We start from the raw sequence: 24,910 nt of genomic DNA on the forward strand, positions 1-24,910 counted from the left end.
GTGATGATATTAATATCTTTCTTAAATGCGTAAAATTCAGATGGTTGACCTTAAAGGTCAATACGAAAAAATAAAAGATCAAGTCAATAATGGCGTGATGAGTGTTATCGAATCTACAGCTTTCATTAATGGACCAGAAGTTCATAGTTTTCAAAAAGAGCTAGAGGATTATTTAGATGTAAAACACGTTATTCCATGTGCAAATGGGACTGATGCGTTGCAAATAGCGATGATGGGTTTAGGTCTGCAACCTGGTGATGAAGTGATTACTACTGATTTTACATTTGCAGCAACGGTAGAGGTTATTGCGTTACTTAATTTGACTCCAGTACTTGTTGATGTGAATCCGTTTGATTTTAATATCGATACTGAGGCGATTAAAAAAGCAATTACTCCTAAGACCAAAGCTATTGTTCCTGTACATTTATTTGGACTTGCGGCAAATATGGATGAAATTATGGCGATTGCCAAAGAGCACAACCTCTATGTCATTGAAGATAACGCTCAAGGGATAGGTTCTAGTTACATGCATAGCGACGGTTCTAAATCCAAAACAGGAACTATTGGTCACGTAGGAACAACTTCTTTTTTTCCATCTAAGAATTTGGGATGCTATGGTGACGGTGGAGCTATCTTTACAAATGATGATGAACTAGCACATACCATTAGAGGTGTTGTAAATCACGGTATGTATGAACGTTACCACCACGACGTGGTAGGTGTAAACTCGCGACTAGACTCCATGCAGGCAACTGTTTTAAGAGCAAAATTACCGCATTTAGACTCTTATAATAATGCCCGTAGAGATGCTGCCAGAAAATATACAGCTGCCTTTGCCAGCAATGAAAAAATCATTACACCACTAGTATGTGATAGTTGCGATTGTCATGTATTTCATCAATATACTTTGGTGATAAAAGATGCAAACCGTGATGAACTGGTGAAGCATTTACAGGCAAACGACATTCCATGTGGTGTTTATTACCCAATACCACTGCATCTTCAAAAAGCATATGCAGACGAGCGCTACAATGAAGATGATTTTAAAGTGACCAATCAACTTGTGAAAGAATGTATCTCATTACCTATGCATACAGAGCTAGATGATGAGCAAATCAAGTTTATTACAGACGCTGTTCTGGAATTTGTAAATCGATAGAACATGACTCATCGTAGTCTATTAACTTTAGTTTTAAGAATAGCAGGAATTTTTCTTTTCACTAAGATTTTTGATCATTTTGGATCTTATATATTTTCGATTTGGTCTATATCTGCGATGGATATTTTAGATAAAACAGTTGAGGCGATGGATAGGTTTTATTTCTCAAATCTATTCTTATTAGTTGTAAATATTCTGGTATCCTTTATCCTTATCATTAAAGCAGAATGGATTGCAAAGAAATTAGTAAAAACTGAAGAATCGATATCTATAGATTTAAATGTAAAATCACTGACTAAAGTTATTCTTTTAACGACAAGTATCATCTGGATAGCGAGAGCAGTTTACTTCTTGCCACAAGCAATCAGATATTGTATTGCTGTTTATGAAAAGACTATGGATATGCCAAATGCTGTGTTTTACGATTTTGAAATGGCAACATACATTTTTAAACTAGCTCTTGCCATAATATTCTTTTTGAGAATTGATAAAATTACCAACTGGATTACTAAAAAGATTTAATTTTAGGTCTAATAATTGATAATAAAACCACTATGAAAGCAAAATTAAACATTCTTTTTATAGTGGTTTTTCTTTTTTCCGCTTTCGCGAAAGCGCAGTTAAAAACAGGTCACTGCTATTTTATAAATGCAGAGAATGGTTTGAATTTAAGAGAAGGACCAAGTGTGAATCATAAGATTGTTGGAAAATTTAGCTATGGCACTCAAGTGAAAGTTATTGAAAATGTTCCATCAGTAGGGAAGACTTTTGTGATAGGTAATGGCAAAAAAATACACGGAAGTTGGGTGCGTGTTGAACCTACATTTAATAGCGATTACTATAAAAATACAAGATTATATCTTTTTGACGCTTATCTGAGCAAGCACCTGACTACAATCCCGCCACAAAGCCTTCATAACTTTGTAGAGCTTTATGATAGCGCGGCGCATGACGATTATAAACCTACTAAAGGTGTTTCTTCCAGAAGAGAAATGTGGGAAACAGGAACACATTGCGATGTGCGTTATGAATATAATCCAGCCGCAAAAGAAGCACTCAAAGATATTATTCAATTTGAAATAGTCAACCGAGAAGATTACATCAATAAAAAAATCATAGGGAACTATGAAATTGATACCTCTTGGCAACCTAAGAAATTCAAATTAGAGAACGATTATCGACCTGTGGAATGGGAACAGTATTACTTGCCATTAAATGGTGGTAAAGATTCTGTTTTAATAAAAGATAATCTGGGAGAATGGGCTTCAAAAACAGAGTACTACGGTCAGATTGATGAATTAGACAGCTATTTAATCTCAGGCTTTGCAGAAGATGCAGAGGTTATTCTTGTGAATCGCACCACTGGGAAAAGGTCTATGTTATCAAGTGGTTTTCCAACAATTTCCCCTAAAGGTGAATATCTTATAGCCGAGTATTACAACGGTTTTGACTACACCACTTATTTTACCGTCGGTGAGTTTGATGAAGAAGCCATACTGCAAGGAGCTTTTATCACTTTTTCTAGTTGGATTACAGCTGGTGAATTTTTCTGGATTGCAGAGAACGAATTTATAATGGGCGTGTTGCCTATGGATAATGTGACTCTATACGGCGAGGAGTTGAAAGATTCTAAGGTTATTTATTTAAAAGGAACCATTCAGTTTTAAGGAATGAGAATACTACTTACAGTTTTATTGTTTTTGAATTACGCTTTCGCGAAAGCGTATACCACACCATCTTACGATAAAGAGTGTATATACGTGATTGCAAAAAACGGTTTAAACATGCGTAATGCAGCTGGACCGCATGGTAATATTATTGAAAAACTTCCTTATGGAACTAAGCTAGACTGGTCACCGCCAGGATCAAATGATGTCAAGGAATATGTCGTAGACGATGGAAAGAAACTAGAAGGTTACTGGGTGAAAGTATGGCGCAGTGTGCCTTATGAAGAACTTAAGGGCAATGCCGAAGGTTATGTTTTCAGTGCATATTTAGATTATCATCTTAAAGAGATTCCTGAACGCTCATTGTATCTGTACAATCATTTCTCAATTCAAGAAGAGGAATCTCAGACCTATTTTGAATCGTCCTACCATATTGATAAAGATACCTACAATTATTCTGCTTATATAGATTGTTATCCTTGGTATGATGAGCACCATGGATATCATACTGCTCGTACTAATAGTGATGAATTTTATATATCACAACCGGCAGACACACTTCAAAATTTTATTAAACTAGAACTTGTCGAGTATAATAAAGTAATTAAGGAAAAGAAAAAAACAGATTTTGACTTGGATTACGGCTTTCAACCGAATTTGTTGTCCATTGAAAAGAGTGAAACAGAATTTGATTTTCTTAAGAAGTATTATCTGCCTCTAAAAAATGGTGATTCTGTTGAGGTTAAGGCGCATACTGGAGAGTTTCCTCATAACGTAGAATATATGGGCGAGCTCAAAAAGCAAAACAAATATCTAATCGCTGCAGATTTTGAAGGTTTAGAATATGCGTGGATAGACCAATATACAGGAGAACGTATTAATGGTGCTATTCCCAATATTTCTCCTGACAATAAATATGGAGTAAGTCACGAAGTGGTATATTATGAACAAGGTGCTCAAATAGCAATCAGCTGGCTGGATGCCGATTTAAAAACAACTAAAAGCCTTTATGTAAACTTTCAATCTTGGGTTGTTAGTTCAAGTCTTAACGATTCTTTTTGGATATCAGATAATGAGATTATTTTAATGGTACATCCTATTGATAATACCGTTCAAGAAGTTGACATGGATGAGCCTATCCAGCCACAGTGGCAATATTTGAAATTGACGATTCTGTAGTATATTTAATAGGACATTTTCATAACTTCACGATTCAAATGATAGGTTATGAAATTTAAATTTACATTCTTTTTATTACTAACGGTTTTTATAGCTGTTGCTCAAGATAGCATGACCTACATTCATGCTGGTCACTTGCTGGATACTAAAAATGGTGAATGGCAAAATCAAATGACTATTACGGTTAAGAATGATCGTGTCTCAAAAGTTGAAAAAGGATTCAAAGATGTCCCTGAAGATGGCACCTATATAGATCTCAAAGATAAATGGGTCATGCCTGGTTTTACAGACATGCATGTACACATGGAGACAGAATATAATCCACATGCTTATGTGTCAAAATATGTGGATGATCCAGCAGATGTTGCCTATAGCTCTGTCCAATATGCAGAGATTACTTTACTATCTGGATTTACAACTGTGAGAGATTTAGGCGGTAGCGGTATCAATATATCTTTAAGAGACGCCATTAACTCTGGTAAAGTTCCAGGACCTAGAATATTTACTGCAGGAAAATCTATAGCCACAACTGGTGGACACGCAGATCCTACAAATGGAAGCAATCAAGCATTAATGGGTGATCCAGGACCACGTGAAGGCGTTGCAAACTCACCTGCAGAAGGTCGGGAAGCAGTAAGACATCGTTATAAAAATGGTGCTGATTGTATAAAAATAACGGCGACTGGTGGCGTCTTAAGCGTTGCAAAAAATGGTAGTAATCCGCAATTTACTATAGAAGAGATTAAAGCAATTACTGAAACTGCTGCAGACTATGGATTTCACGTCGCAGCACATGCGCATGGTGATGAAGGAATGCGTCGCGCTGTTTTAGGTGGCGTGAAAACTATTGAGCATGGAACGTATATGAGTGAGGAAACGATGGATTTAATGAAGAAAATGGATTGTTATCTAGTACCTACTATCACCGCAGGAAAAGAGGTTGCTGAAAAGGCCGAAGTAGATGGTTTTTATCCAGCTATAGTAGTTCCTAAAGCAAGAACGGTAGGACCACAGATTCAAGGAACTTTTGCTAGAGCTTATAAACGTGGAGTTCCTATTGTATTTGGAACAGATGCTGGAGTTTTTGCGCACGGTAAAAACGCAAAGGAATTTGGGTATATGCACGAGGCTGGAATGCCTATAATGGAAACCATTCAAAGTGCTACCATCGTACCAGCTATTATTTTAAATGAAGAAAATAACATAGGTCAAGTCCAACAAGGTTTCTATGCAGACATCATTGCAGTCTCAGAAAACCCAGAGGATAATGTAGCAACTCTAGAAGAGATGAGCTTTGTAATGAAGGATGGAGTGGTTTATAAAAGGTAGGCTTTTACAACGCACTATGATTTTTAAACCCTTTTTCCTCAAGATACTTCACATATTCATGAGTATTTACAGTAGCTTTTAAATCATGTAAAAGATTATAAAGTCCAAAGAACGTGCGATTGATATACAAGAAGTGCTTGCTACCACGATTACCATTCATTTTACGTAACTCTTTATCATTGCTGTATTTTTCACTAAGTGATGATATTTCATCCCAAAATGATTCATCAGAAAAGTCAAAAGTTTTTTCTTGAAAAGGCTTAGTAAACAGACTCAACATCTCGTGAAATAACGCACTGAAATAAGTGATTTCTTTCTCACTATCATCTTGTCTTAAAATTTCTAACTCAAATAACTTTGCTTTAAAAATCTCAGGATTATTAATACTTGCCGGCACAGCAAGTTCAAAGTAAGGTTGGTAGAATTCGTCAACAATTTCTTTAATACAGCCAAAGTCGATCGCGATTAGTTCTTCATCTTTAGAAATCAAAAAATTCCCTGGATGTGGATCTGCATGAACGGCTTTTAAACCGTGCATTTGAAACATATAAAAATCCCAAAGAGTTTGCCCTAATTTATTTCCAGTCTCTTGAGAAAAATCTGTTTTTGCAAACTCGCTCAAATGCTGACCACTCATCCAGTCCATTGTGATAATACGCTTGCTGGAAAGGTCTGGATAATAAGTAGGGAATTTGAAATTTGGGATATGAGAGCAAGCCTCAGTGATTTCTACACTTTGTTTTACCTCAAGTTCGTAATCAGTCTCTTCAGTTAATTTATCTTCAACCTCTGCAAAATACCTTTTAGAATCTTCACCCTTAAGATTAAACATTTTAATAGCAATAGGCTTTACTAAGGCAAGGTCACTACCTATAGACTCTGCAACACCAGGATACTGAATTTTCACGGCTAGTTCTTTACCATCTTTAGTCGCTTTATGAACTTGACCTATACTAGCTGCGTTTACAGAATCTTTTGAGAACGTATCATAAATCTCTTCAGGAAAGGCGCCTTGGTACTTTTTAAAAGTTTTACGCACTAATGGAGCGCTCAATGGAGGCACGCTGAACTGAGCAAGGCTGAATTTTTCTACATAAGCACCTGGTAGCAAGCTCTTATCCATAGAAAGCATTTGCGCTACTTTAAGCGCACTACCTTTTAAACTTTTTAACCCATCATAAATATCGGTTGCATTATCCTCATCTAGCGAAGAACGGTCCATTGATGGGTTCACCGCTTTCTTAGAATAATATTTAATATAATTAGCACCTATTTTAGCACCAGTTTTCACTAGCTCTGTGGTACGGCCTATTTTACTGGTAGGTATTTTATCTAGTGTTTTCATATTAATTTACTTTGTGAAATCCACTTCGACAAGCTCAGTGTGACACTCTTGAAACAACTCAAGATTTAAATTTGTAAAATGGTTGGTAACGATAACGCTTTCGCGAAGGCTAAAAAATAAGCTTACTTATTCAGTCTGGATATTTAGGTTTGAGCTTAAACTTAGATTTAAGTTTAACTAAGCCATACGCTCTTTCCACAAAAACTTACCGAAGTCTAAAACAGCGTCTAATGGAGTATTATCAAAAACATCAAATATGGTATTCACAGATTTCTCGATAGCCATATCTGTCTTTTCAAATCCAGCACTATCATCATCCATCCAGAATTTCATTAAGAATAACATTTGTACCCAAGCACCTTCGCTATAAATAGTCTCACTGCGTTCTAAAAGTATATTGGTCTTGTTCTCATTGCGCTCTTGGATCAATTCCTTAGCAAACCCTTTTACATGCTTGCGCAATCCTTTGAGTTGCTCCATCTTATTCATCATGTGCAGATTCTCTTTAAGAGTAAAAAGCACATAGCTTCTATTTAAGGTAAGTAACTCAAAGAAAGTATAGAAAAACGTGAGCATTTTTTCACGATTTGAAAAATGCGCATATTCTTCGTTTTTATGAGCTACATCCATAGTCATGGTGAAGAAAGTGTTCCAGATATCTTTACGCAACCCATCAAAATTACCGAAGAAGTTATAAAATTCTGATTCAGACATGTTGTTGTCCTTAGCAAATTTGTAAACGCTCTTAGGTGTTTTTTCATGCTCAAGAACATAATCCATATAAGCAGTAATCACGTCATGACGAGTGATTTCTTTCTTTTTAGCAGTCTTTTTTGGGGTGGTTTTCTTTGCCGTTGCCATAATAAATTACTTTAGTGTAAAGATATGAATTGTTTAACTTATTAGTACATATGTTTAAACAAAACTATGTTAAGGTTTAGTCGTCAGTTTTAGTTAAAACTTAAAGTGATTGCATAAAAAAATCCCTCTTGAAACTTTCAAGAGGGATTTTCTAGATTGATAGTGTATTGCTTACGGTTTGTTAGTTGCTACTGGGTTTTTGTTTACCCAAGTGTTTACTGACACGATAGCATTATTACTATAATCTACTTCTGTAAGTTTTTCATCATTCCAGAAAAACCATTTTCCAGCTTTCTCACCATTTTTATATTCGGCTTGAGCGCTTTTTTGTCCTTCCAGATCATATGAAATCCACTCACCATGTCTTTCATTGTTTTCATTAAACATTCCGACTTGTGCTACAGTTCCATCAGAATAAAAATAAGTAGCTTTTATAGTTCCGTCGTTTTGCTTTTCAAATTGTGGTTTTGTCTCTTGTGCCATTGCAATTACTCCTACAAAAAGTGCGCACATAAAAATTAATTTCTTCATCGTTCCGTCATTTTAGATAATCAAATTTAACTTTAAAAATACATATAAGCAACATTCAGGTAACATTAAATTTACATTAGAGGCTTAATCTACTGTTAAAGAGTGCGTTGTACTTTATTGAAACTAACGATTTTTGACGTTAAAGTTCGCTATTGCCACATAATCTTTGCTTTATTGCTGCTCGAGATGTTTAAAATCGGCTTATTTTTGCAGCTTATTATATGAATAGTTATGTATAGATCACACGATTGTGGTAGCCTGCGCGCTAGCGATGTAAATAAAGAAGTAACACTGGCCGGTTGGGTTCAAAAAAGCCGTGATAAAGGTTTTATGGTTTGGGTGGATTTAAGAGACCGTTATGGCGTTACTCAATTAATCTTTGATGAAGAACGTACCGATAAAGCCTTGCTAGAAAGAGCGCAAAAACTAGGTCGTGAGTTTGTGATACAGGTTAAGGGTACCGTGATTGAACGTGAATCTAAAAATGCTAAAATGTCTACAGGTGATGTAGAGATTCTCGTAAAAGAATTGAACATTTTAAGTGAGTCTAAAACGCCACCTTTTACCATAGAAGATAATACTGATGGTGGAGAAGAGTTGCGTATGAAGTATCGCTATCTAGACATACGTCGTAATCCAGTGCGCGAGAACTTGATTTTCCGTTCTAAGGTTGCGATGGAAGTACGTAATTTTCTAGCCGGTAAAGATTTTATCGAGGTAGAAACGCCGGTACTTATTAAATCGACGCCAGAAGGTGCTCGTGACTTTGTCGTGCCATCGCGTATGAATGAAGGGCAATTTTATGCCTTACCACAGTCGCCACAGACCTTTAAGCAACTGCTTATGGTAGGTGGAATGGATAAGTATTTCCAGATTGTAAAATGTTTCCGTGATGAAGACCTGCGTGCAGATCGTCAACCAGAGTTTACACAAATAGACTGCGAGATGTCATTTGTAGAGCAAGAAGATGTGTTGAATATATTTGAGGACATGACACGTCACTTATTGAAAAAGGTAAAGAACATCGATGTTGCAGATTTCCCTCGCATGACTTATGAAGATGCGATGAAGAAATATGGTAATGATAAACCAGATATCCGTTTTGGGATGGAGTTTGGTGAGTTAGACGCTTTCGCGAAAGCGAAGGACTTCAAAATCTTTAACGAGGCAGAATTAGTTGTGGGAATAGCAGTTCCCGGTGCTAATAGTTACACGAGAAAAGAAATTGATAAATTAATTGATTGGGTAAGACGTCCACAAGTTGGTGCGCTAGGAATGGTTTATGTGCGTTGTAATGAAGACGGAACGTATAAGTCTAGCGTTGATAAGTTTTATGACCAAGAAGATCTTGCAAACTGGGCAAAAGCTACTGGTGCAAAAGCTGGTGATTTAATTTGCGTATTGTCTGGTCCTGCAAATAAGACTAGAACACAGTTAAGTGCTTTAAGAATGGAAATGGCTGAGCGTCTAGGATTACGTGATCCAGAAGTATTTGCACCATTATGGGTTGTAGATTTCCCGCTATTAGAATGGGATGAAGACACAGAGCGCTATCACGCGATGCATCATCCATTTACTTCTCCTAAACCAGAAGACATTGATAAGTTAGAAACAGATCCAGGTAATGTGCGTGCAAACGCTTACGATCTTGTGATGAATGGTAATGAGATAGGTGGTGGATCAGTAAGAATATTTGATAAGAAATTACAGGCATTAATGTTTGACCATTTAGGATTCACACCAGATGAGGCAAGAGCCCAGTTTGGTTTCTTGATGGACGCCTTTGAATATGGTGCGCCACCACATGCAGGATTAGCATTTGGATTTGATAGATTAGTTTCTATCCTAGGTGGACAAGAAACGATACGTGACTTTATTGCTTTTCCTAAGAACAATAGTGGTCGCGATGTAATGATCGATGCACCTAGTGCAATTGATCAAGAGCAGTTAACAGAGTTAAACTTGAAGGTTACGTTATAATCGTTAAGTATCAAGATGAGATAGCTCACATTGAGCTTGTCGGAGACGTGATTTATGACAATAGGTTGATTTTTTGACAAGCTCATCATTTCATTTTATAGTTCAATTTTAGTGAAAAGTTTTAATGAAAATTATAAGCATACTATTAATAGGAGTCATCATTACCTTAATTATAGGTTTTTATAATCTGTATAATGGCGGTGATTATGCGCTAGCACAAAAGACGATAGGTGCCGCTGTGATGACTTTGTTTTTTATAGTAATGCCTGGTTTTTTAATCGTGCGCTATAAAGACAAGAAATTGAAATCATTCATCTGGAATCCAGATGCTTTGAGAGATGATGATGAGGAAGAATAGGCCTTAATTCAAGCTTCTTTTTCTAGCAAAAAATTCATTTATTATTGCACTACATTCTTCTTCTAGAATTCCCGAAACGACCTTGGTTTTAGGATGTAACTGTGTTCCCATTTTAAGATAACCTCTATGTTCATCGCTCGCTCCGTACACTATATTTGATATTTGAGACCAGTAAAGAGCACCAGCGCACATCTGGCAAGGTTCTAGTGTGACGTAAAGTGTGCAATCTTTTAAGTATTTACCTCCTAAAAAACTTGCTCCAGCGGTAATGGCTTGCATCTCTGCATGTGCGGTAACGTCAGTCAACGTTTCTGTAAGGTTGTGACCTTTGGCAATAATGCGATTTTGAGTAACGATTACAGCACCAACGGGAATTTCACCACGATCTAAGGCAGTTTGCGCTTCTTGTAACGCTTTTTTCATAAAATACTCGTGGTCGTAAGGCTCTATCATGGTTTAAAAATAAAACTAAAATCAAAATCAAAATCAATTTGGGTGTGATTAATATTAAATCATCTACAAATGGGAACTTGAAGAGACATTTTTATGGCAAGAATCTTGATGTTAAGAAAACCTTAATTCACCAATTATGGGAAAGTATTATTCATTGCGCATTCCAGAGCCATGTCATGAAGATTGGAACCAAATGACACCTAGCGTTAAAGGAAGACACTGTAGTTCTTGTGATAAAACAGTGATTGATTTTACCATAATGAGCGATTACCAGATTAAAGATTTTTTAAAAATGAATCAAGGTCAGAAGCTCTGTGGACATATTAAAAAATCTCAGTTAGATTTGATTCATATAAAAATTCCGGTTCAAGCTTTAAGTACATACCGATTAGGACATCGTTCTTTTTTACTGGCATTGTTGATTGTGATGGGAACAAGTTTGATGAGCTGTAAGGATGATTATGGTAATAAAGTAAAGATTGATCAGGTTGAGGTTGTGGATTCTTTAGGACAATCGATTGATGATATTCCTATTACAGGAGGATTACATAGGCCACCTATGGATCCTAGTTCATGTAAATCGGCAATAGATTCCACTCAGCAGCAACCAGTAGAAGACATAATTCCTGTAGTTGGAAAATTACCTATTCCGCCACCACCACCTATAGTAGGAGAAATTATAGAGGTTCAAGGTGGAATAGGTTGGGATATTCCAGAGATTCCAGAAGTTCCTTTTGCTATTGTTGAGAAAGTGCCTCAGTTTCCAGAAACTCCATTTGAATTAAGTGAAGAAGAGTCTAGGAAATATTTTCAAAGTAAAATAAATGAGCATGTTGACCGGCATTTTAACACTTCTGTTTGTGTAAACTTAGAAGGAAGACAAAAGATAACCACACAATTCTCGATAAATGAAAAAGGAAAAATAGTAGATGTGAAAGTTAGAGCTCCACAAGATCAGTTAGAAAAAGAAACAAGAAGAGTTCTTGCTCTATTACCAGATTTCATACCAGGAAAACAAAATGGAGAAGTAACAACAGTAATATATTCCTTACCGATAATATTTGAAATTAAATAATCAGCACATCAACTCAACAAAAAATTAGTTTTCATCTTACCTTTGAGGAATGTCTCAAACACTACTTTCTCAAATCAACTCACCTGCCGACTTAAAAGGTCTAGATGAAAATGAGTTACCGCAAATTGCTCAAGAATTGCGCGATTTTATTATTGAGGTAGTAGCTACTAAAGAAGGTCATTTAGGTGCAAGTCTAGGAGTTGTCGAGCTCACCATTGCGTTACACTATGTGTTTGATACGCCAGAAGATTTACTGGTTTGGGATGTAGGTCATCAGGCTTATGGCCATAAAATATTGACAGGTAGGCGAGATGTTTTTCGTACGAACAGAGACTTGAACGGTATCTCTGGATTTCCTAAAAGAGATGAAAGTGTTTATGACACCTTTGGAGTAGGTCACAGTTCTACTTCTATCAGTGCTGCGCTAGGAATGGCGATGGCTAGCCAGTTGAGAGGAATCGACAGAAAACACATTGCTGTAGTAGGTGATGCTAGTATTGCCAGCGGTATGGCATTTGAAGCGCTCAATCATGCAGGAGTAAGCGATGCAGATTTATTGGTGATTCTCAACGATAATGCTATCGGAATAGATCCTGCCGTAGGCGCATTAAAAGATTACCTTACTAAGACCAAATCTGGTAAAGAAACAGGTCGCGATAATATATTTGAATCGTTAAATTTTGATTATTCTGGTCCTATCGATGGGCATGACTTACCACTTTTATTAAAAGAACTAAAAAGACAAAAATCTCTTAAAGGTCCACGATTACTCCACGTAAGAACCACCAAAGGGAAAGGTCTCAAACAGGCAGAAATTGATCAAGTACGCTATCACGCGCCCGGTAAATTTGATAAAATTACAGGTGATATCACACCAGCAGATACGAGTTTATTGCCACCTAAGTTTCAAGAAGTTTTTGGAAATACCATTGTAGAACTTGCTGAGCAAAACGAGAATATCATAGGGATCACGCCAGCCATGCCTACTGGAAGTTCCATGAAGATCATGATGAATGCTATGCCTGATCGTGCATTTGATGTCGGAATTGCAGAGCAGCACGCCGTAACACTTGCGGCAGGAATGGCTACACAAGGATTAGTTCCTTTTTGTAATATTTATTCTACTTTTTTACAACGCGCCTATGATCAAGTTATTCATGATGTAGCATTACAAAAATTACCTGTTGTTTTCTGTCTGGATCGTGCAGGTTTAGTAGGTCAGGATGGAGCGACTCACCATGGTAATTTTGATCTTGCTTATTTAAATTGTATTCCAGATTTAATTATTGCTGCGCCTATGGATGCCATCGAGTTAAGGAATATGATGTATACCGCGCAATTAGGTCTTGAGTTACCTATAGCGATCAGGTATCCTCGTGGTCGTGGTCGTATATTGAACTGGCAACAACCTTTTCAGAAACTACCAATTGGTCAGTCTCGTGTGATTCATTTAGGTACTAAGATCGCTGTTCTTTCTATAGGTTCTATAGGAGCAATGATAGATGATTTAATCAGTGATGAAGAACTTGATGTCACTCATGTAGATATGCGTTTCTTAAAACCGTTTGACCACGATATGTTAGATGATATTTTTGAGCAGCACGAGCACATTATCACTATAGAAGATGGAACCATTATAGGTGGATTAGGCAGTATGGTAGTAGATTACGCTTCCGCGAAAGCGTATAAAAACAACATCTATAAACTAGGAATCCCAGATGTATTTATACAACATGGCCCCACAAAAGACCTGCATAAAATAGCTGGAATTGATAGTGAGACCGTATATAATTTAATCAGTGATTTATCTACTCGATAATCATTTTTAAGCTTTGGTCGTAACTGCCTGATTTGATATTCACAATATAAATACCACTTGCAGGCTGAGTTAATGATATGCTTTGTTGCTGACTAGATAGATTCATCATTTCATTGTAAACTTCTTGACCACTTAAATTGTAAATAGTCACCTGAGCGTTATCTAAAGCTGTGCCTGAAACTAAGTTGATCGTTCCATTATTTATAGTCGGGAAGAGTTTTATATTATTTTGAGAGATTTGTGACTCTTCAAACCCTAGAGTATTGAATTGTCCTGTAAACATTCCACGCCCATGTGTAGAGGCTAGTATAGTGTTATCACTAACTCTTAAATCTAGGTCAACCACCTTTACACTAGTCATACCGTTATTAGTTTGGGTCCATGTTGGGCTTACGCTATTGAAATCACCTGTAACATAAATTCCTTCTTCCGTTCCTATGATCACTTCTTCTGCCAGTAATGGGTTTTTAAGAATGGCTTTTACGGGTATATCTGGTAGATTACCTTCTTTACTGGCCCATGTAGTACCACCATCTGTACTATACCATACGCTGTCTACTCCGTAATTATGCATGGTGATTAAAATCTCTTGCTCTGTGGCACCAAATTCTATGTCAGACACTGAACCTAAAAATTGAGATCCTGTAATTTCTGTCCAAACAGGAGATGCTGTGTTGGCATTATCAACCATTATTAGTCTAGAATCTATCGTTCCTAAAAATAATTTGGTCGATGTAATGGTAAAAGGAGAAACCTTCATTGCAGTAGGTCTTGAAGAACTTATCAAAGCATTGGTAATTGTATTGCAGCTTGCAGCATTAGGTCCTAATGCACAAACTAATATGCCGTTTGCCCCATTAAAGGTAGCGCCGTTTGCAAAAAACACATCTAGATTTTCATCTAGTTCTGCGACGTTAATAAAATCACCACCACTACCTTGAGAGATAGCATATAGGCTACCAGTCCCGAATAGTGAGTTAATCGTGCTGCCTGGAGGAATTGGATAATCTGCATAAAGGTGTGTTTGTCCAGTAACTGATAAGACTACATAATTACCGTCTTTGTCAATGTTAGTGTAAGCTCCGTCACCACCTATAGGATCAAAGAATGGTGTCAATCCATTGGCTGGTGCATCATTAGTAAGTTGTGAGCCGTTATCTTGAGTTCCACCGGCAAAGTCATCACCATCTGCAACATCAGTGTCTGCAATATCTCCATAATAGAATTGTGTCACATTATAACCGTTATTTCTATTTGCTATCGCGTTAGGCGATGATAATGCGCCACTCAATGAGTTGGCATATGATACACCACCATCAGACCCAATAATTGCTTCATTATTCAGTCCTGGTCTAAAGGTTAAAGCATGTACATCTGCATGAATAAAAGGGACATTTAATCCATTAAGGTTAGGGTTTTCTGACCATTTTGAAATTTGATTCCAATTATTTCCACCGTTTGCAGATCTATGTAAATCGATTCCACCAGCATAGATGATTTGGTCATTTGTAGGATCAGTTTCAATTACTAAATCATAAAAAGCTTGTCCTCTAGTAAAATCTGTTGCAGAGATGCTGTTATCTGCATCATTAGGTTCATTTAAGGCAGTAATTGTAGTTAACTTGTCTGTTGAGATGTATAAATCTGCTCCAGCTGCGGCATCAACTGCTGCATAAATAAGATTAGCGTTTGTAGGAGAAGTGGCAAGCTCAACACGATCTGTAGAGGCTATAAATTGATCGAGTGTCCAGTTAGTTCCATCAGTACTAGAATAGATTCTTCCGCCACCTTGACCTATACCTGGAGAAGCGATTGATCCCATAAATAAGGTATTGTCTGCTCCTATTTCAAAATCGTTAGGCGATACATAAAAGGTGAGTCCGGAAAAACTAAATGATAAAGCAGGATTTTCAATACGTGTCCATGTTGCTCCATCATCTACACTGCGATATAATCCAGCGTTTTGAGCTCCCAGAATATTTGAAGGATTAGCGATATTACCATTAGGTGCGGCATAAAAAGTAGAGCCTACACCTACATAGATTTCACTAGTACCATTAACGTCTCTTATCGCAATATCATTAACGGTAAATAATCCTGACTTAAATAAAGAGCCACCGCCACTTACGGTACCTGATCCTGCTGGTTGTATGTTAACTTGAGACCAAGTAGAGCCACCATCTGTAGTTTTATAGACACCATTACCTATTGCAGCGCCTTGTGCATATTGTTCTCCTGTACCTATATAAAAGGTGGATGAGTCATTAGGGTCTAATGCATATGCGTTAACGCTTAAGTCACCTGCGATACCTGGTATAATTGTCCATGTTGATGTTGCGCTAGTGATGTCATTATTGATCCATAGTCCGCCACCAACGCCACCGGCAAAAACACGATTGTAATCGACGCCATCACCATTATTTGCTCCTACATCAGTAGGGTCAAAAAACACCACACGCGTTCTACCACCAGTATTTAACGGGCCTCTTTCTTGCCATGGTGTGGTATTATTACCTGGCGCACCTAGTGTTGTATATAAACTAGGAGTCGTAGATTCTACTAAAAAAGGAGTAGGAATTCCTAATGTAGGATTCATGGTTAGTTCCCATTCTCTCTCATTATAAGCATTAGGTGGTAAGCTTAATTTCTTACGTTTCTCTTTAGAAAGATTTCTTGTGTCTTTAAATGGACTATTGTCTAGAAATTCTTTGTGCTGTTGTCTTTTAAGAGCGATCTCGCTCAAGTCTTCTGTTGTAGAGTTAATTACAAATAAGACTGTAATTATCGTAGTCACAGCAATTACAGATAGTAGAATATACTTTTTCATAAAAAATTATATTTTTAAAGATACAAAAAGCTCTTTATTTAATAGATCCATTGATAACACTGAAGAGTTGTAGTGCTCTACTATCAGTTAATGAAGCCACATAACCACACGCATTTAAGATACGCTCATATAGCGATGACGTGTTTTTTTGCAATCCAGAGCAAGTGTTCAAAATAAGTTTATCATAAATCGATTTATTATCTTCTAGATCATTTACAGTTGCTGTGATTACCGCATGCAGTATATCTGTCAATATTTTATAGCCAGCGATTTCTTTTTGGATCACTTCTTCATTACGATATACCTTTTCTATAGTAATCGCAAGAATATCATCTATTTGTGGTTTGAACTGGGACTTATCAGTTAGGGCATGTTTATAAGTGCCATTAAGAATTGTTTCTTCATTATTCATAAATACATCTACACAATCAGTAATCAGGTTATTGATAGCTAGTGACCTTAGGTAGGTTAATCTTTCTGCGGTAGAGGTTAATTGTGAGTAGACTTCTGACTTAATATTCTTGCGCACCAAATTAATTAGGTATTCCAAAGCAAAATCTTCAGGAATCCAACCTAGATTAATTCCGTCTTCAAAGTCTATGATAGTGTAGCAAATATCATCTGCAGCTTCAACCAGATAGGTGAGTGGATGACGCATGTATGGTTCCATGCTAGAGTCATTATTTTTAATTCCTAACTCTTGAGCGACATCTTTAAAGTGTTCTAGATCTGCTTGAAAAACACCAAATTTCTTTTGGGATATGTGATTAGTCGGCTTTAATGGTAAAGATTCTTTAGGGTATTTTGTAAAAGCGCCTAAAGTGGCATACGACAATCTTAAGCCGCCAGGAGTTCCTGGAGAATCTAGATTAAGTAGTCGGTATCCATTTGCGTTTCCTTCATAATCGATGAGGTCTTGTTGTTGCTTTCGCGAAAGCGAATCCATAAAAACCTTTCCTTTACCACTTGAGAAGTAACTACCTATAGCATTCTCTCCACTATGACCGAATGGTGGATTACCGATATCATGCGCTAATGATGCAGCGGCAACGATGGCACCAAAATCCTGCATTTTATATCCTGCTTCTACTAATGATGGGTGCTTTTCTAATATGCGTTGTCCGGCCATACGACCTAAGGAACGACCTACTACAGATACTTCTAGACTGTGCGTTAATCTAGTGTGTACAAAGCCAGTCTGGCTTAATGGGATGACCTGTGTTTTATCTTGCAGACTACGGAAATGTTGTGAGAATATCACTCGGTCATAGTCTACTTCAAAACCTAGTCGTAATTCATCTTGTAATTTTCTAGGTCTAGGTGCTGTGTCGCCGTGTCTTTTTAAGGATAGTAGGTTTTCCCAATTCATGATGATGCTTTAGGGCTGCAATATAAGAAGGCTAAACCATAAAAACAGGCCTATAAAGATTTACCATTTCTTAACAATTCCTATGCAGATAGTTAATGTTCACATAACCTGTTTGCGTCGTTTACTGCTGTTTATTTGCAAAATATAAATAACACGTAATGAACAAGTTAGTTTTTATTTTATTATTTTTCGTAACTGCCTTAGCGTCAGCGCAAAACGGAACTATTGCCGGGACAATTATTGATAAGGATTATAATGATGAGCCAGTAGCATTTGCATCAATACAAGTAAAAGGTACTTCAAAAGGAGCTCAATCTGATATGGACGGTAAGTTTACCATTTCCATCTCTCCGGGCACTTACACATTGATTGTAACCTTTGTTGGGATGCAAACGGTTGAAACACCTGTAACAGTTGTGGCTGGTAATAAAACAGATCTTACAATTCCTATGACTGCAGAAGCAGCGGCTTTAGATGATATAGTAATTACTGTTCAAATTAGTAGAGAAAAAGAAGAGGTCTTGCTCAAGGAACAACAGCAAGCTGTTGAAATAAAACAAGAGATTGGCGCACAAGAAATGTCACGTAAAGGTGCAGGAGATGTTGCAGCGGCTGTCTCAAAAACGACGGGAGTTTCTAAACAAGAAGGAAGTAGTGATGTCTATGTTAGAGGTTTAGGAGATCGGTATAATTTTACTTCTTTGAATGGATTGCCGTTACCTTCTAATAATCCTTTTTACAAAAACATTGAGCTGGGAATATTTAGTACAGACATAGTACAGTCTGTATCTATTGATAAAGTAATGAATGTAGAAAGTTATGCTGAGTTTGCTGGGGCAAATATTGATATTGTTACTAAAAATTATAACGGCAAAGGTATGTTTGAAGTTACAGTTGGAAGTAAATATAATTCAGCTGCAATGGGTGAGGATAATTTTAGATTACAGGATGGACCAGGAAGAACTGGTTTTTATGACACTGATATTCCTAGTAATCCTTTAGGGAGCTACAATTTTCCAACTAGTTGGAATCCTCAATCAACTAATACACCTTTAGGGTTAAGTTTTGGTATTAGAGCAGGAAAGAGATTTAGTATCGGAGAAGATGGTAAATTAGGGGTTTTTGCAAATATTAGCCATGACAATAGCTTTAGATATATTAATGGTGCATTTAAGTCTAGTGTAACCAAACAAGGTTTCGCTAATAAAGATTTTGAGTACGAAGATTTTTCATACGGCACGAACACTACTGGTATATTAAATATGGGGTATCAGATAAATAGTGCAAATAATATTACTTATAATTTTTTATTGATTAACGATACAAGTCAAAATCATAGAGAATCTTTAGGTAGAGAAGTTGATGTTGCAGATGAAAATGCTTTTATACGTCGTTCAAATTTTGATAGAACAACATTGTTAATTAATCAATTATTAGGGAGTCATGATTTATCCGATAGGCTAGATTTAAAATGGGGACTTGCTTATAATATTGTTAAAAATGATACGCCAGATCGTATGAAAAACTACTTACAACCTGCGAGTGAAGGTAGTTCTGACTTTATTTTCAATAATGATGTGTCTGCAACTAACCATAGGTTTTTCCAAGAAATAGAAGATAATGAGATTGCAGCCAATGCTTCTTTGGAATATAAAATAGGAGGTAAAGAAGATGAATACGGTGACATGCAATACAAAGGGAAATTATTTGGTGGTTATAGTGCTCGTATGAGAACAGTTGATTTTCAGGCTACTCAGTTTAATTTTAGAATAATTAATAATCGTATCGTAGATCCAAATAATTTAGATAATTACTTTAATCAAGCTAATTTTGCCTCTGGTGATTATAGTATATCAACTTTTAATGGTGGTATACAATCACCTAATGCATTAGTGCCTCAAACTTATAATGGTGATCAAACAATTCATGCTGGATTTATAGGAGCTTCATATCAATTGACTGAAAAATTATTTTTAAAAGGTGGATTGAGAGCTGAATATATTGACCAAGCTCTGGAGTATAATACCATTTTATTACCGAATGGAGAGACTAACTTTGATACATTTCAAATCTTGCCTAGCCTTGTCGCAAAGTATGCACTTAATGAAAAACAAAATTTAAGATTTGGTGCGTCTAAAACTTATACTTTGCCTCAATTTAGAGAAAGAGCGCCTTTCCCAATTGAAGATGAAAATGAAAATATTGAATTTGGTAATCCTGACCTTTCTATTTCTACAGATTATAATTTAGATGTTAAATGGGAGATATTTCCGAAAGACGATGAGGTGATTGCGGTAACTGGATTTGGTAAATTGATTCAAGATCCTATCAACAAATTAGTTGTAGCTTCTTCAACTAATGACTTTTCATATGTGAATTCAGGAGAAAGTGCATATGCTGTTGGTCTAGAGCTAGAGGCGAGAAAAAATATTTTTAAAAGAGAGATATCCGGTGAAGAAAATGATTTAGAAGAGAAGCTTTCATTTGGCGCCAATGTTTCCTATTTATACACAGTCCAGGATTTTGACGAAGAGAAAATACGTGAGGAAACTGATTTAAATGTAGAATTTACTAATGAAGAAGGCCAATTAACTGGCGCTTCTCCTATCCTTGTTAATGGTGATATTTCTTATTTGAGAGAGTTCGATAATGATAAAAGTGTGTTAGCAACTTTATCTTATAATTATTACAGTGAAAGGTTATATGCTATTGGAACAAATAATGATTTAGGAAATCAATTTGATGAAGCAGTGGGAACATTGGATTTCATCTTAAAAACTAATCTTTCTAAAAAATTTGGTATTAGTTTATCTGCAAAAAATTTAACTAACCCTACAGTTTCAAGATTTCAAGAGGATACAGCAATCGGTGATGTGAATGTCTTAGAGTTTCAAAGAGGAATCGATGTTAACCTAGGCTTAACATTCAAATTTTAATAACTACTACACTAATTTAAAGGGCTCAGAGGAATCTGAGCCCTTTTTTTATGCATTTTCAATTAATAGTTATTTAAAATTAGAAATACACCATCTTAACGTTGTGTTTGTTTCTTTGTCAAGAATTAAACAACAATAATTAAAACTTTAAATGATGAAAAAATTATTCATATCTATGCTTGCAGTTGCTGCTTTGACAGTTTCATGTAGTGATGATGACACAACAGGTGGTGATACTGCTATAACTGTTGATGCAAATGATTTTCAGGGTACTTTTACTGAAGCAGGTGTTATAAGACTTGATGCTGGGTTAACTTATAAATTAACAGGGGCTGTAGTTATTGAAGATGGTGTGGAATTAGAGATTCCTGCTGGAACCGTTATAGAGGCAGTAGGTGGTACCTCTTCTTATATTGCGATTGCTCAAGGTGGTTTAATAGATGTTCAAGGAACAGCAACTAATCCAGTTGTGATGACATCTGGTTTAGCAACAAAAACTGCCGGAGATTGGGGTGGACTTGTATTGTGTGGTAAAGCACCTTCTAATAAAGGTGGAAGTGTAACTGCAGAGGTTTCTGGTTTAACTTACGGTGGTACTGAGACTACAGATTCTAGTGGTTCTATCCGTTATTTAAGAGTTGAATATGCAGGAGCTACTTTTAATTCTTCAAAAGAATTTAATGGAGTTTCTTTCTTTGGTGTTGGTAGTGGTACAACTGTCGATTATGTACAAGTATTTGAAGGTAATGATGATGGTTTTGAGTTTTTTGGTGGTAATGTAACTGCAAATCACTTAGTAGTTAATAATCCAACAGATGATGCTTTTGACTGGACTGAAGGATGGCAAGGTGCAGGTTCTTTCTGGTATGCAGATCTTACTTCTGGTAGAGGACATAGAATTATTGAAGCTGATAACTTAGAAGCAGACAACAATGCTACTCCTATCTCTAGTCCTACTATAACAAATTTGACTGGTGTTGGTAACGGAGATGGAACTGAAGATGATGGTCTTAAAATTCGTCGTGGAACTAAAGGTGATTTTGATAACATAGTTTTAGTCGGTCATAATGAATCGATAGAAATTGATGACGCAGCAACTACTGCATTCTTTGCAGCAGGTTCTGAGTTAATTTTCACAAACGTAGCTATTACTACTACAGATGCATTAATGAATGTTGATGGGACTGATTTTTCAACTCGCGCTGATGTAATCGCAACATACCCGAATGCGGTAATTACTGAAAATGCTACAGCTACAGGTGCAGGTAGTGGAACTGCGGTTCCTGCATGGGCTCAAGGATGGACTACTGGACTGTAATTAAAAGTCTTTTACTTATTATAAGAAAAAGCCACTCAATAGAGTGGCTTTTTTTATGAAACTAGGTTATGTTCTTTAGGTTTTAATAATATACGCTTTCGCGAAAGCGGAATCTTACAAGTGAGATGAATTTATAACACTTAGGTAACGTACAGTAACTAATAAAGTATGATTTTTGCACTCTTAAATTAGCCTCAAATGGGAGATATTTATGTTTATATGCTGGTTATACTTGCCGGCCTTGCCATCACTGACTTAGTCGTAGGAGTAAGTAATGATGCAGTAAACTTTTTAAACAGTGCTATAGGTTCTAAAGCGATAAGCTTTAAAACCATAATGATTATAGCCAGTATAGGTATCGCAGTAGGAGCATTGTCCTCTAGTGGTATGATGGAAGTCGCGCGTAAAGGGATTTTTGTGCCTAGCGAGTTTTATTTTGATGAGGTGATGATCATTTTTATGGCCGTGATGATCACAGATATATTGTTGTTGGATTTTTTCAATTCCATGGGATTACCAACCTCCACCACAGTTTCTATTGTGTTTGAACTATTAGGTGCCGCTGTCTGTATGTCTTTAATTAAAATTTATGGAGAAGGCGAGACTGGAGAAACAATTCTTGATTTAGGTAAATATATTGCTAGTGATAAGGCCATAGAAATTATTCTAGGGATTTTACTATCAGTAGTGGTTGCCTTTACGATAGGTGCTCTAGTACAGTTTTTATCTAGATTGATGCTTACTTTTAATTACCCTAAAAGGCCTGCTTATCTGGCTGGATTCTTTGGTGGGTTATCTTTAACGAGTTTGTTTTACTTTATCATTGTTAAAGGTTTAAAAGGAGCAGATTTAGGCGGTTTAACGAGCTTTTTAAATGGCCTAGATGTATATACTTTAGTGGGATGGGCAACGGTATTTTGGATGTTGTTCAGTTATCTCTATGTATATGTGATGAAATGGGATATCTATAAGTTAATTATTATTCTAGGGACTTTTGGACTTGCAATGGCATTTGCTGGGAATGACCTCGTTAACTTTATCGGTGTGCCTATAGGTGCTTATCAAGCATGGGAAGCCTGGAGTGGTAGTGGAGTAGACGCTACAGCTTATGGTATGGCAGCATTAGGGGAAAAACTTCCATCAAATAAATGGTTATTAGTACTTGCTGGAGTTATTATGGTGGTTACTTTGTGGTTTTCTTCAAAAGCACAAGCCGTTGTAAAAACATCAGTAGATCTTGCAAGACAAGATAGTGGTACAGAACGTTTTCAATCTAATGCTCTTTCTAGAATTTTAGTACGTTACTCACTTAACGCTGCCGAGGCTATACAGCATATTCTACCTGAAAAAGCTACTAATTATATTGCTTCTAGATTCGAAAAATTACCAGAGCCAGCAGTAGTGCCTAAGCATGCTGATAAGCCTGCCTTTGATTATGTGAGAGCAAGTGTTAACCTTATGGTAGCTAGTATATTAATATCGATTGCCACTTCTTTTAAATTACCATTATCAACTACCTATGTGACATTTATGGTTGCTATGGGAACATCACTAGCAGATCGAGCATGGGGAACAGAAAGTGCTGTGTATCGTATTGCAGGTGTACTTAATGTAATAGGTGGATGGTTTTTCACTGCATTTAGTGCCTTTACAGCGGCTGCAGTATTTGCGTTGATTATTTATTATGGTGGATTCTATGCTATACTAGGTCTAGTTGTAGTAGCCATTGTCTTATTAGTACGCAGCTTTGTAAATCATAAGAATAGTCAACTGGTAGAAAAAGAAACAGAAGAGCTTAAAAAGGCTGAGAGCAATACCATTCAAGGTATCATTGATGAAAGTTCAGAAAATGTTGCTGCGGTTTTCAAACGTTCTAAGCGTATTTATAAAAACACACTAGATGGATTAATATCACAGGATTTAAATATCTTAAAATCCTCAAAGAAAGAGGCTAATAAGTTAAGTGGCGAGATTGATGGATTGCGCAATAACATCTTTTATTTAATTCGTAATCTAGATGAACAACACCTAGGTGCATCTAAGTTCTATATTGAAGTACTAGGAAACTTGCAGGATATATCACAATCACTAGATTATATTTCAAAATCTGCAACGACACACATCGATAACAATCATAAGAGCTTAAAGTTTACTCAAATTAAAGATCTTAAAGAGATTATATTGAGAAGTCACGAAGTATTTGCGGTATCTCAAACCATTTTTACTAAAAAGGACTTTGGTAAACTGGCTGAAATCATCACTTTAAAACAAGAGCTTCTAGGGCTAATTGATCAAAAGATTGATAAGCAAGTAAAGCGTACAAAGGATACTGAGAACTCTCCTAAAAATACGACCTTATACTTTGGTCTTTTATTAGAAACTCGCGACCTCATGAATGCCGCGATGAATGTAGTAGAGCGCTATTATACAGAGTATGACGCAAAACGTTTTGAAGACTAAAACGTATCGTGTCTATCATAAAAAATCCTGCCTTGTAAAAGGCAGGATTTTTTGTTTCATCAAGAAATAACAATCACTTTCACCTACTACAATAGCTTTTCTATGCGGTAAGGTAAATTGGAGTACGCTTTCGCGAAAGCGTAACATGAGTAGCTAAAAGAGTTGTTTGCATCAGGTTTAGAGCATTTGTCTTCTTTAAATAAACATGTTATTTATGATCTGAAAAACGGAATGTAATTGCATT

At 36.4% G+C, this 24,910-nt stretch carries 18 protein-coding genes; 12 read left to right on the forward strand and 6 right to left on the reverse strand.

Translation table 11 applies throughout. From position 1 onward, the window contains the following. Positions 1–25: 25 nt before the first annotated feature. From IL45_RS10915 to IL45_RS10935, 5 genes are read left to right on the forward strand one after another with little or no spacing between them, the layout of a single operon-like run. A complete protein-coding gene (locus tag IL45_RS10915) occupies positions 26–1,159 on the forward strand; it encodes a DegT/DnrJ/EryC1/StrS family aminotransferase (RefSeq protein WP_036583795.1) in 1,134 nt (377 codons plus the stop codon). Positions 1,160–1,162: 3 nt separating this feature from the next. Next, on the forward strand, positions 1,163–1,681 hold the full coding sequence (locus IL45_RS10920; RefSeq protein WP_036583798.1) for a hypothetical protein: 519 nt from the start codon (positions 1,163–1,165) through the stop codon (positions 1,679–1,681). A gap of 32 nt (positions 1,682–1,713) precedes the next feature. Continuing rightward, complete coding sequence (locus tag IL45_RS10925) at positions 1,714–2,826, forward strand: SH3 domain-containing protein (protein ID WP_036583801.1); 1,113 nt, start codon at positions 1,714–1,716, stop codon at positions 2,824–2,826. Positions 2,827–2,829: 3 nt separating this feature from the next. Continuing rightward, positions 2,830–4,005, forward strand: coding sequence for an SH3 domain-containing protein (locus IL45_RS10930; RefSeq protein ID WP_036583803.1), 1,176 nt, complete (start codon positions 2,830–2,832; stop codon positions 4,003–4,005). 48 nt (positions 4,006–4,053) lie between these two features. Beyond that, positions 4,054–5,334, forward strand: a complete 1,281-nt coding sequence (locus tag IL45_RS10935; RefSeq protein WP_036583805.1) for a metal-dependent hydrolase family protein — start codon at positions 4,054–4,056, stop codon at positions 5,332–5,334. Between the two features lie 4 nt (positions 5,335–5,338). Here the strand turns inward: IL45_RS10935 and IL45_RS10940 are convergent, their stop codons facing one another. The 3 genes from IL45_RS10940 to IL45_RS10950 all read right to left on the reverse strand — a co-directional run bounded on the left by IL45_RS10940 (position 5,339) and on the right by IL45_RS10950 (position 8,071). Then, positions 5,339–6,679, reverse strand: coding sequence for an ABC1 kinase family protein (locus tag IL45_RS10940; protein ID WP_036583808.1), 1,341 nt, complete (start codon positions 6,677–6,679; stop codon positions 5,339–5,341). A gap of 177 nt (positions 6,680–6,856) precedes the next feature. Next, a complete protein-coding gene (locus tag IL45_RS10945; protein WP_051788715.1) occupies positions 6,857–7,540 on the reverse strand; it encodes a TetR family transcriptional regulator C-terminal domain-containing protein in 684 nt (227 codons plus the stop codon). Positions 7,541–7,711: 171 nt separating this feature from the next. Continuing rightward, on the reverse strand, positions 7,712–8,071 hold the full coding sequence (locus IL45_RS10950) for a toxin-antitoxin system YwqK family antitoxin (protein WP_036583810.1): 360 nt from the start codon (positions 8,069–8,071) through the stop codon (positions 7,712–7,714). A gap of 231 nt (positions 8,072–8,302) precedes the next feature. On the opposite strand from IL45_RS10950, the gene aspS reads away from it, so the two are divergent. Both aspS and IL45_RS10960 read left to right on the forward strand, forming a co-directional pair. Continuing rightward, complete coding sequence (gene aspS / locus IL45_RS10955) at positions 8,303–10,051, forward strand: aspartate--tRNA ligase (RefSeq protein WP_036583813.1); 1,749 nt, start codon at positions 8,303–8,305, stop codon at positions 10,049–10,051. Positions 10,052–10,175: 124 nt separating this feature from the next. Next, complete coding sequence (locus IL45_RS10960) at positions 10,176–10,409, forward strand: hypothetical protein (RefSeq protein WP_036583815.1); 234 nt, start codon at positions 10,176–10,178, stop codon at positions 10,407–10,409. 3 nt (positions 10,410–10,412) lie between these two features. On the opposite strand, the gene IL45_RS10965 is transcribed toward IL45_RS10960, so the two are convergent. Continuing rightward, the gene (locus IL45_RS10965) at positions 10,413–10,862 is read right to left on the reverse strand and encodes a nucleoside deaminase (protein WP_036583816.1); all 450 of its coding nucleotides are present in this window, start codon (positions 10,860–10,862) and stop codon (positions 10,413–10,415) included. A 136-nt stretch (positions 10,863–10,998) separates the two neighbouring features. On the opposite strand from IL45_RS10965, the gene IL45_RS14830 reads away from it, so the two are divergent. Next, positions 10,999–11,937, forward strand: a complete 939-nt coding sequence (locus IL45_RS14830; protein WP_051788716.1) for an energy transducer TonB — start codon at positions 10,999–11,001, stop codon at positions 11,935–11,937. A 49-nt stretch (positions 11,938–11,986) separates the two neighbouring features. Continuing rightward, entirely contained in the window at positions 11,987–13,756 is a 1,770-nt protein-coding gene (locus IL45_RS10975; protein WP_036583818.1) for a 1-deoxy-D-xylulose-5-phosphate synthase, read from the forward strand. Here IL45_RS10975 and IL45_RS10980 read toward each other — a convergent pair. Then, a complete protein-coding gene (locus IL45_RS10980; protein ID WP_036583820.1) occupies positions 13,746–16,583 on the reverse strand; it encodes a T9SS type A sorting domain-containing protein in 2,838 nt (945 codons plus the stop codon). The genes IL45_RS10975 and IL45_RS10980 overlap by 11 nt on opposite strands. Before the next feature lie 34 nt (positions 16,584–16,617). Beyond that, entirely contained in the window at positions 16,618–17,952 is a 1,335-nt protein-coding gene (gene dgt / locus IL45_RS10985) for a dGTP triphosphohydrolase (RefSeq protein WP_036583822.1), read from the reverse strand. Positions 17,953–18,110: 158 nt separating this feature from the next. Between dgt and IL45_RS10990 the strand changes: the two genes are divergently transcribed. The 3 genes from IL45_RS10990 to IL45_RS11000 all read left to right on the forward strand — a co-directional run bounded on the left by IL45_RS10990 (position 18,111) and on the right by IL45_RS11000 (position 24,666). Further along, positions 18,111–20,888 (forward strand): TonB-dependent receptor, encoded by a 2,778-nt coding sequence (locus IL45_RS10990; RefSeq protein WP_036583825.1) that lies wholly within the window; start codon positions 18,111–18,113, stop codon positions 20,886–20,888. A 154-nt stretch (positions 20,889–21,042) separates the two neighbouring features. After that, complete coding sequence (locus IL45_RS10995; protein WP_036585290.1) at positions 21,043–22,206, forward strand: hypothetical protein; 1,164 nt, start codon at positions 21,043–21,045, stop codon at positions 22,204–22,206. 198 nt (positions 22,207–22,404) lie between these two features. After that, entirely contained in the window at positions 22,405–24,666 is a 2,262-nt protein-coding gene (locus tag IL45_RS11000) for an inorganic phosphate transporter (RefSeq protein ID WP_036583827.1), read from the forward strand. The last annotated feature ends 244 nt before the right edge of the window (positions 24,667–24,910 follow it).

The sequence above is a fragment of the Nonlabens ulvanivorans genome (assembly GCF_000732625.1).
In the GTDB taxonomy this organism is placed as follows: Bacteria; Bacteroidota; Bacteroidia; order Flavobacteriales; family Flavobacteriaceae; genus Nonlabens; species Nonlabens ulvanivorans.